Genomic DNA, 8,523 nt, shown 5'->3' with positions numbered 1-8,523 from the left:
CCTAGCGTTAATGGTCTTTTCTTGTTCAATATTAGGATATAACCCGATCTTGTGAATAACTAGGGTCCTTTGGAGAGAGTATGTGTAGCTTTCATGCATGATGTAAAACAAGTTCATGTATATTTGGATATACATGGTTAAATATGATTGTTTGTGACAGTTGTACAAGCATTGTAATCAGAAACTCTTCATTTTTTAATGCTTATTAGAATTACTGCTATTTTTCTTTGTTCACTTTTTGTAATCGAATGATTAAAAGTGGTAGAGTGTTTTTCTACCAAAATTTCACACTAATACCTCCACTTGAAATACCCCCATGGTCATATTTTTCTACCTAAAAAGCGGATTCCGTATTTAACTGATGATTTGTGAGTTCCTGAAAAAACTGCTCAAAATAGTGGATAAAACATGTTTTCGAGAAAGGTAATGGAATTGTGGTAAAAACCTTTTGAAGTTCATCCCATAAATAAGGATCACCTCTAAGTCCCCATACATCAGGCTTTTGCTCAAAAATCTGGGATACTGATGGTTTCATAATACTGCCTTCAAAATTTTTTGCTACAATTATATCCTTTCTATAAGATTACACAATGGTTCCTAACTCATTTCATCCTCATTAACAAAACAAAAAAATAGGGGATTTCTCCAAAAAAAATCAGCTCCTGTTTATTGAGCTGATTCTCACATCCAAAAGTCATCGAAATCTACGTTATACCCTTTTTTCTTCAAGGCCTTAATTATTTTCTGACCATTACCCAATGATGGCTTGTACTTATTTGATCGTGAAATCCTACTGATGGTATTTTGATTTACACCACTCCATTCCTTTAACTCTGTTTGAGCAATCTGATTTCTCCTTAAAAACTTTCCAAAGTTAGATAATGGTTTTCCTAATCCGAACACTATTTACACTCCTATTCTCAAATGCTTGGTTACTATCATTTTTACCAACGCATGATTTTTTTAAACAAAAGTGTTAATAATGTACAAGCTATACGCCATATGATTTACCAAAGCAGCTGCCAAAGTAATGAAATGAGATTTTATCAAGGTAGAAAAGCGAGGGGTTACAAAAGTACCTATCAAAGTATTCTTTAGCGTGTTACCAAACTAGCTAACAAGGTTATTACCAAAGTAAGGTTACCATGGTTTTATACGCATTGAAGTATAGGAAATCAGTATTTCTAATTCTGTTTATAAAGGGGAAGGTGCTTGTGGGGATTAGAAAAAAAGTAATGACATTTCGTTCATTCAGAGGTGGTTTATATAAAATACAAGAAAAGAAAGAACGTAGTTATTATTCATTAAGTCCGGTGGCTTTTCTTCATATGACAGAACCGGTATTAAACACTTATATAGCATTAGGAATAATGGGCTCAATTGTAATTGGTGGAGTTATGTTAGAGAAATACTTGATACAGAATGATTATACATCTGTAGCGCGGTGGTTATCTAATGGACTATATCACGGAATTCGAATTGGTGGGGTTGGATTTATTGGTTATGTCTTTATTCAAATAGTAATGATGTTCTAGGAGGGGGCTTTATGGCCATAAAAGAATGGATACAAAAACGTACTTTAAAATATAGACTTACAGAGGTATTCCGAAAAGCAGAATTATATTTTGAGCATCAGACACGTGGAGGGAAAATTCCAATCTTTCCAAAGATACATGACATTACATCTTCAAAAGAATGTGTGAGGTATATATTTACTATTCCTAATGGATTAGATCCAAAGAAAATAGAAAAAAAGTGGTTTTGCTTCCAACAGATATTAGGGAAGAACATCGCTATAGAAGGCGACATCAAACGATTCGTACTCAATGTATTTCAATCTGATGCTGGTTTAAAACAGTATAATTATCATTATAAGAAGTGGCAATCTTTATTAGAAAGGTACCGGTTACCCATTGTTGTAGGATGTGATCAATTTGGTAAGAGGATTGTATATGACATGGTTGATACTAACACACCACACTTACTTGTAGCGGGTGAAACAGGAAGCGGAAAAAGTAGTATGGTACGTGTTATTTTATCTACGCTTATTCAATGCATGTCTTCTGATAAATTGCATTTATATCTAGGAGATCTGAAGAATTCCGAATTTCATTTCTTACGAAGAGTACAACATGTAAAAGAAGTGTGTATGGAAGAAATCAAAATGAAGATTATGCTTAATAAAGTTTGGCAGGAAGTCAAAGAACGCAGAAAACTTCTGGAAGAATATGAAGTGGATCATATTGATGAATACAACAAACTAAATGTCGATGAACAGAAGCCTTACATTCTCGTATGTATTGATGAGGTTGCAATGCTTCAAGATGAAAAAGAGTGTATGAACAAGATTGAAAAGATATCAGCAGTAGGAAGGGCACTAGGAGTTTTCTTAATGCTTTCTATGCAACGGCCTGATGCAAGAATATTAGATGGAAAGCTAAAGCTTAATATGACCGTAAGAATGGGCTTTAAATGTGATAGCGTAATAAACAGTAACATTATGGGTACGCCAGGAGCAGAGGAACTAGAACAGTCTGGACAAATGATTTTGAAATTGAATGGCTTCAAGAAAGTGCAAGCTCCTTATTTAGAATTAAGTAAAGCAAAGGAAATCGTAGAACCTTATTGTTTACCCAAAGAGGATATAGCGTTACAAAATCCTCCAGAAGAACAACAACCTGTATTTGGAGTGTTAGAAGATGAGGAATAGAGATAAAGCGATTTTGAGTGATTTACAGAGGTTCAGATGTATGTCCCGTGATGATATTATCGATTTACACTTTAGTGGATTGAAAAATGCTGTGACATGTTGCAATACAGTTATGAAGCGATTAAGAAGGGATGGTCACGTAGATGCAAATGTATCGCAACAACCATATATATATTTCTCTCAACCAAGTGCAATTCGAAAAACTAGTCAAAAGATCCCTCATTTCCTTGGAATTGTTGATCTATATAAACAACTCGTTCAGTATGAACAGCCCAAAATATTCGATGTAGAACCGAGATATGGAAAAGAATTCATGGAACCGGATGCCTTTACAATATGGCATAAATCTCCGTTTTTTATAGAAGTACAAAAATCTGTATATAGTAAGTCAGTAATGCAAGAGAAAATAAGCAGATATGAATATTACTATGCAAGTTTAGAATGGCAAAAGGAATCATGGCAACCTAAAAACTCAAAGTTTTTCCCTTCTATCCTCATGATAACTGATAAATATTATGAGATTTATTCTTCTAATCTACGCATCTTTCAAGCTAATTCAATAAATGAGTTTATAACTAAAATAAGGGTAAATTCAAAATAAAGTTTGATCAAAATTCTGTAGTGAAAATGCAGGATTTTTCTTTTTCTTATTAGTAATTGGGTATTAGGCAGTTTAGTTAAAGAAGAAAATCAAATAGCATAGCCTACAAAAAAGAAAGCAAACTAAAATCAAGGGTGCTGATAACGAAAAAATACTACTTCGCTTATACATAGTGTATTTATAATTTGGCATCCTTGAAGGAATAACTAAATTAAACTAAAAGGGTGGTGAAAATATGACTAAAAATAATAAAAATCAAGTTAAGAATAATAACAACGCTCTACCAAAAGCAGATGTAGAATTTGCTGGAGAAAATGGACTTGAAAAAATAGCATTAAGAGCTCAAAAAAAACGAAATAAGTAAACAATAAGGGACAGTAGATCTGTCCCTTTGTCTTTCAAAATTAACCTGATGTTTTTAGAGATACTAAAAGTAGATTGTCATTAGGTGATCTCTTATAGCAGTAGCTTGGGGTATCCAAACTTCTAATGGGGGATTAATCATTCAGTTTTATTTGGTTTAGTTGCCAAAATTTTTGTAGAAAGCTCTTACAATCATAGCTGCTGCTTCCTGGTGGGTCATATTTCTTTTCGCATAATATCTTACCACACCATCTCGATATTTCGTTACTTCGGGACCATATAACTCTAATGTAACTACCGTTTTAACTGCTTGTTCCGCCCATGGATCTACTTTATCTTTTAACTTAGCATTTCCATCCTTTAAGCCAGGATTGAGTATCTTCATCATATTGATTAAAATCACGGCTGCCTCTTGACGGGATACTGATTCTTCAGGAGAAAATTTTTTTTCAGTGGATCCCTTCATTATCCCTAAGTTGACAGCTATTTCAATCTCTCTTTTTGCCCAGTAATGGTCAGGAATATCGTTAAATAGAACCGATTTTTCAGGAAATGAAACATTAAATTGTGCAAGCGTACGTGCAGTCATAAATGCCATCTCCGCCCGAGTGATTGGTTTATTTGGCTGAAACTTCCCTGTTTGGTTTTTGGTTAGCTCTAGCAATTGTGTATACCGAATATAATCTGCATAGCGATTCTTTTTGCTGACATCTTTATAATAAGAAAGCTTGCTCTTTTCAGCGTAACTGGAAATGTCCACATATTTCAAGTAGGAGATAGTGTGATTTTTATCCTCTTTAAAAGCTAATTTTCTACCCTGTTCGTCTACAAACAATAGCGGATCAAGCTGTTTCAGCTTGGATTTTATGCCTAAGACCCCATCTTCCGCTAATAATTCGCCATTACCAATAGCGGTAATTTTCGTTACAAGGAATCTAGTTCTTAGATCCATGTATTCTCCTTCAAAACGCTTAAGTTCTTCTTTTGGCGTTCTCATATATTTTGGTTTTTCTTCCTTTTGCGAATAATAGTGGTTCATAAATTTTTTGAAAAACTGTTCACGTAAATCAGTCGTTGATTGTTTGTTGTATGTCAAAAAGATTCCGAGTTTGTGCTCGGGTAAAAACCAAATGGCAGAAGAAAAATCAGGTAAACTTCCTCCTTTACCGATAACGTATTGGCCATTAGCAGACTGAAAACTTACATTTTCAAGTCCATAACCCGTATCAGGGAATTTAGGATGAATAGCTGAATGGTATCGATTCATTTCCTCAATGGTTTCATTCTTTAAAATGCGCTCATTCTCATAAGTTCCGCCATTCAAATACGCAATCATATATTTGGCCATATCTTCGGCTGTTGTATTCATGCTTCCTGCCGGATTTACGGTTGGGATGATAGTATAGGGCTGCATTGGATTCCCTTGCTCATCATAACCAGTAGCTAAATGTTCCTGCAGGGCAGGTGCGAGTGCAAAATCACTGTTTTTCATACGCAAAGGTTCAAAAATATTTTTTTTCATGTATTCTTCAAAAGGCATTCCAGAAATTTTTTCTACTAAATAGCCTTGAAGAGTAGAAGCGTAATTATCGTACATATAAGATTCGCCTGGCTGTCGAGTTACTTTCGGGAGTCGTTCTTTAACATAATCCTTCAGAGGAGAAACTTTCGTTACATCCATTTGTATATCTTCTGGTTTCATCACTTCTGTATGAAAGCCCGTTGTATGTGTCAATAAATGTTTTGGCGTAACAAACTGTGGAAATGGATTCTTGATTTGCACTTCATCTAGGTAGTTATTTACATCTCCGTTCAATTGGATCTTTCCTTGTTCCACTAGTTGCATGAGAGCTGTAGCTGTAAATGCTTTTGATACAGAAGCGACACGAAAGACAGTTTGATTAGGATCAACAGGGATTTTCTTTTCTTGATTTGCATATCCATAGCCCTTCTTTAACAAAACTTTTCCGTCCTTCACCACCACAACAGCGGCTCCAGGAATATTCAACTCTTTAATGTCTTTTTGATTAAAAAACTGATCCACCCAATTCTCCAACGTTTTTTCGTCAGACGGTCCTATATCCATGCCAGTCGCAAATGAAGGGCTAGGGATGAGGAAAGAGCTTACGAACACAATAATAGATACTAATAACATAGAATATCTCTTCATAATTATCCTCCTAACTTAATTCATTATTTTCGATTGTTGAAGATAACTACATCATAAAATGTTAATCTTTCCCTCAACTTTCATTTATCTTACAATAACCTTACAGAAGGAAAATTTTGGTTTTTGGATAGGTTTTTAATTTTGTGGAAATAGGGGGCGAGAAAATGGCGAGAACGATAATAATCGTCGATGATGAACCTGAAATCATAGAGATTCTAAGACTTTTTTTGGAAATGGAAGGCTTTTCGATACTGGAAGCGCGTGATGGGAAATCAGCTTTAAATGTTATACGGAAATTCAAAATTGATCTAGCTATTATTGACATTATGATGCCGAATATTAATGGGTACGAATTGATTAAAAGAGTTCGGAAAGAACATAAACTGCCTATTATTATTCTTTCTGCCAAAAATCAAGAAATGGATAAAATTATGGGACTAGGGCTAGGAGCGGATGATTTTATATCAAAACCATTTAGCTTGTTGGAGGTATTAGCACGAATTCAAGCTCAACTTCGAAGAACATATGACTTTAATACTGAGTCGCTAAATCAAGAGAATTCTCAAACGTGCCTTGATGACCTAGTGTTGGATCACCACGCTTGTATTCTTTACAAGCGTGGACATGAAATTAAACTTAGCGCCCTTGAGTATAAATTATTGAAGCTATTTATGAGCAAGCCAGGTCGTATTTTTACAAAAAAACAAATCTTCGAGAATGTGTGGTCCGATCATTATTATTCGGATGACAATACTATCATGGTTCAAATCAGTAGATTGAGAGAAAAAATTGAAGATCATCCGAGAAACCCAGTATATTTAAAAACTATACGAGGCCTAGGTTATCGATTTGCAAAAAAGGAGGAATTGAATGAACAATAAAAATAAAATATTTAACACCTTAATTAAAACTTATGTTTTTTTCTCATTGACTGTTGGGATCACTGTCGTTATCTTGCTAGTCATTTTAAATTTTCGATTGATACAGAAATTCGATAATACTATGTTGTCTAATTTAAGAGCGACTGAAATCAAACGACAGAACTATGCAGATATTCCCTCTGAGTCAATTGAGTCATTTGATGGTTGGGTAGAAATTCTCGATGAAAATTTGCACGTTATTTATATCAAGGGGAAAAAACAAGATAAATCATCCGCCTATACGGAAAAAGAATTAAACACCCTTTTTTACGACCAAGAGGAGAATCCGTATTACTCTTCTCTAGCACCATTTAAAACGAAAGATGGGAAAAGGGCTTATTGTCTCGTTAAGATCCCCAAAACATATGTAAAGCAAGAGTTCTCGGTAACAAGTGCAGCGAAAGGCCATATTACAGCTTTTACAAAATTGCTACTTCAAATCTTTCTCCTTTTTCTCCTATTATTTGGGCTTAATGTTTATATATATAGCCGCTGGATGGCTATGAAAATAACAAATCCTTTACGTTCAATTGCTGCTGGAATTAGAAACATCACAAAGGGCCATTACAACAAAAGGCTTCGTTTTAAATCAAACTATGAATTAATGCAAATACAGAATGACTTCAACCTTATGGCCGAAAAACTAGAAAAAACAGAAAAAGAGAAAAAACAATTAGAGAAAAGTAAGCAGCGTATGCTTGTCCATATCTCTCACGATTTAAAAACTCCTATTACAACTATTCAGAGTTATGTTGAAGCACTGCAATTGGGTCTTATTAAGGAGCAGCCGAAGAAACAGCAGGCTTTACATATCATACATACCAAAGCACGTCTCGTTACAGAATTAATTGAGGATGTCTTTGAATTGTCTAAACTTGAAAGCCCTGACTATCCATTTCCAACTAACTCACTAGATATTTCAGAATTCGTCCGTGAAATAGCGGCAGATTATTATGGTCTGTTTGAAGAAAAACAATTTAAATTTCAATTTGAAATCCCTTCTCAAGAAATATTCGTTTCTTTTAATTATACATTGTTATATCGGGCCGTTTCTAACGTACTGTCCAACGCCTTAAAATACAACCCGATAGGAACTAATGTTCTTATTTCGTTAATTGAAGATACTCAAAAGATACATATCAATATCATCGATGATGGCATCGGTATTCCTAATGCTATAAAAGAAAAAGTATTTGAAGCATTTTTAAGGGGAGATCAATCAAGAAAAAGCGATGGGGGAACGGGTCTCGGTTTAACCATTTCAAAACATATCGTGGAGAAACACGGAGGTCAAATTTATTTAGATACAGACGAAGGGAAAACAAAATTTCAAATCACCCTGCCTAAAGAGCTCTGATGGAAGGTTTAAATGAAACTGAAAAACATTTACTATTGAATCTGCTTCAAAATATATACCAAGGAACTGCTGTGCTTTATGAAAGAAAAGAGGGGGAGATTTTTAACGAATTACCCGAAAGAAGTCTCCTTCCTCAAGCGTGTAAAGGGCAATAGCCCAACGATAGGTGGGAGATGAATTTCGGTTTGACGCAGCCAAAAAGCATGTAACTGTGCTTTTTATCATTCTAGTCAAGAAGACTCCCTCCTCAAAGAACGTGAAGGGTGTATCCCAGTGAGTAGGGGGGGATGAATTGACTTTTGGCGTTAGCAAAAAAATGTACTTTCCTGTTAAACGGTTCCGGTGCAAAAACTTCAAGATAAATGCAAGTAATCTCTAAATCTTGGACATACTGATACTATT

10 protein-coding genes are annotated in these 8,523 nt (G+C 34.8%); 7 read left to right on the top strand and 3 right to left on the bottom strand.

Features of this window, described 5'->3' with window-relative positions; translation table 11 throughout:
• Window positions 1–334: 334 nt before the first annotated feature.
• Together LOK41_RS26560 and LOK41_RS26555 are read right to left on the bottom strand one after the other, a co-directional pair.
• Entirely contained in the window at window positions 335–535 is a 201-nt protein-coding gene (locus LOK41_RS26560; protein ID WP_241818980.1) for a hypothetical protein, read from the bottom strand.
• A 146-nt stretch (window positions 536–681) separates the two neighbouring features.
• Complete coding sequence (locus tag LOK41_RS26555) at window positions 682–903, bottom strand: helix-turn-helix transcriptional regulator (protein WP_241818979.1); 222 nt, start codon at window positions 901–903, stop codon at window positions 682–684.
• A 311-nt stretch (window positions 904–1,214) separates the two neighbouring features.
• On the opposite strand from LOK41_RS26555, the gene LOK41_RS26550 reads away from it, so the two are divergent.
• The 4 genes from LOK41_RS26550 to LOK41_RS29050 all read left to right on the top strand — a co-directional run bounded on the left by LOK41_RS26550 (window position 1,215) and on the right by LOK41_RS29050 (window position 3,675).
• Window positions 1,215–1,535, top strand: a complete 321-nt coding sequence (locus LOK41_RS26550) for a hypothetical protein (protein ID WP_241818978.1) — start codon at window positions 1,215–1,217, stop codon at window positions 1,533–1,535.
• A gap of 11 nt (window positions 1,536–1,546) precedes the next feature.
• Window positions 1,547–2,710, top strand: a complete 1,164-nt coding sequence (locus tag LOK41_RS26545) for an FtsK/SpoIIIE domain-containing protein (RefSeq protein ID WP_241818977.1) — start codon at window positions 1,547–1,549, stop codon at window positions 2,708–2,710.
• Window positions 2,700–3,311 (top strand): replication-relaxation family protein, encoded by a 612-nt coding sequence (locus LOK41_RS26540; RefSeq protein WP_241818976.1) that lies wholly within the window; start codon window positions 2,700–2,702, stop codon window positions 3,309–3,311. The genes LOK41_RS26545 and LOK41_RS26540 overlap by 11 nt, the downstream gene beginning before the upstream one ends.
• A gap of 235 nt (window positions 3,312–3,546) precedes the next feature.
• Window positions 3,547–3,675 carry a hypothetical protein gene (locus LOK41_RS29050; RefSeq protein ID WP_277818776.1) on the top strand — a complete coding sequence of 43 codons (129 nt, stop codon included), beginning with the start codon at window positions 3,547–3,549 and terminating at the stop codon, window positions 3,673–3,675.
• Window positions 3,676–3,831: 156 nt separating this feature from the next.
• Here the strand turns inward: LOK41_RS29050 and LOK41_RS26535 are convergent, their stop codons facing one another.
• Complete coding sequence (locus tag LOK41_RS26535; RefSeq protein WP_241818975.1) at window positions 3,832–5,844, bottom strand: serine hydrolase domain-containing protein; 2,013 nt, start codon at window positions 5,842–5,844, stop codon at window positions 3,832–3,834.
• Between the two features lie 164 nt (window positions 5,845–6,008).
• On the opposite strand from LOK41_RS26535, the gene LOK41_RS26530 reads away from it, so the two are divergent.
• The 3 genes from LOK41_RS26530 to LOK41_RS26520 are packed head-to-tail and all read left to right on the top strand — an operon-like array spanning window position 6,009 to window position 8,276.
• Entirely contained in the window at window positions 6,009–6,725 is a 717-nt protein-coding gene (locus tag LOK41_RS26530) for a response regulator transcription factor (RefSeq protein WP_241818974.1), read from the top strand.
• A complete protein-coding gene (locus LOK41_RS26525) occupies window positions 6,715–8,121 on the top strand; it encodes a HAMP domain-containing sensor histidine kinase (RefSeq protein WP_241818973.1) in 1,407 nt (468 codons plus the stop codon). The genes LOK41_RS26530 and LOK41_RS26525 overlap by 11 nt, the downstream gene beginning before the upstream one ends.
• Entirely contained in the window at window positions 8,121–8,276 is a 156-nt protein-coding gene (locus LOK41_RS26520) for a hypothetical protein (protein WP_241818972.1), read from the top strand. Before LOK41_RS26525 ends, LOK41_RS26520 begins: the two co-directional genes overlap by 1 nt.
• The last annotated feature ends 247 nt before the right edge of the window (window positions 8,277–8,523 follow it).

The sequence above is a fragment of the Bacillus sp. TL12 genome, assembly GCF_022625245.1.
Classification (GTDB): domain Bacteria; phylum Bacillota; class Bacilli; order Bacillales; family Bacillaceae_G; genus Bacillus_A.
The sequence above is the reverse complement of the archived record's forward strand: the minus strand, read 5'-3'. Positions and strand labels throughout refer to the sequence as shown.

Excerpts from the sequence above, each read along its gene's own strand:
- LOK41_RS26545 (WP_241818977.1), top strand. The coding sequence starts at position 1,547 with ATGGCCATAAAAGAATGGATACAAAAACGTACTTTAAAATATAGACTT.
- LOK41_RS26540 (WP_241818976.1), top strand. The coding sequence starts at position 2,700 with ATGAGGAATAGAGATAAAGCGATTTTGAGTGATTTACAGAGGTTCAGA.
- LOK41_RS26525 (WP_241818973.1), top strand. The coding sequence starts at position 6,715 with ATGAACAATAAAAATAAAATATTTAACACCTTAATTAAAACTTATGTT.
- LOK41_RS26560 (WP_241818980.1), bottom strand. The coding sequence starts at position 535 with ATGAAACCATCAGTATCCCAGATTTTTGAGCAAAAGCCTGATGTATGG.
- LOK41_RS29050 (WP_277818776.1), top strand. The coding sequence starts at position 3,547 with ATGACTAAAAATAATAAAAATCAAGTTAAGAATAATAACAACGCTCTA.
- LOK41_RS26520 (WP_241818972.1), top strand. The coding sequence starts at position 8,121 with ATGGAAGGTTTAAATGAAACTGAAAAACATTTACTATTGAATCTGCTT.
- LOK41_RS26530 (WP_241818974.1), top strand. The coding sequence starts at position 6,009 with ATGGCGAGAACGATAATAATCGTCGATGATGAACCTGAAATCATAGAG.
- LOK41_RS26535 (WP_241818975.1), bottom strand. The coding sequence starts at position 5,844 with ATGAAGAGATATTCTATGTTATTAGTATCTATTATTGTGTTCGTAAGC.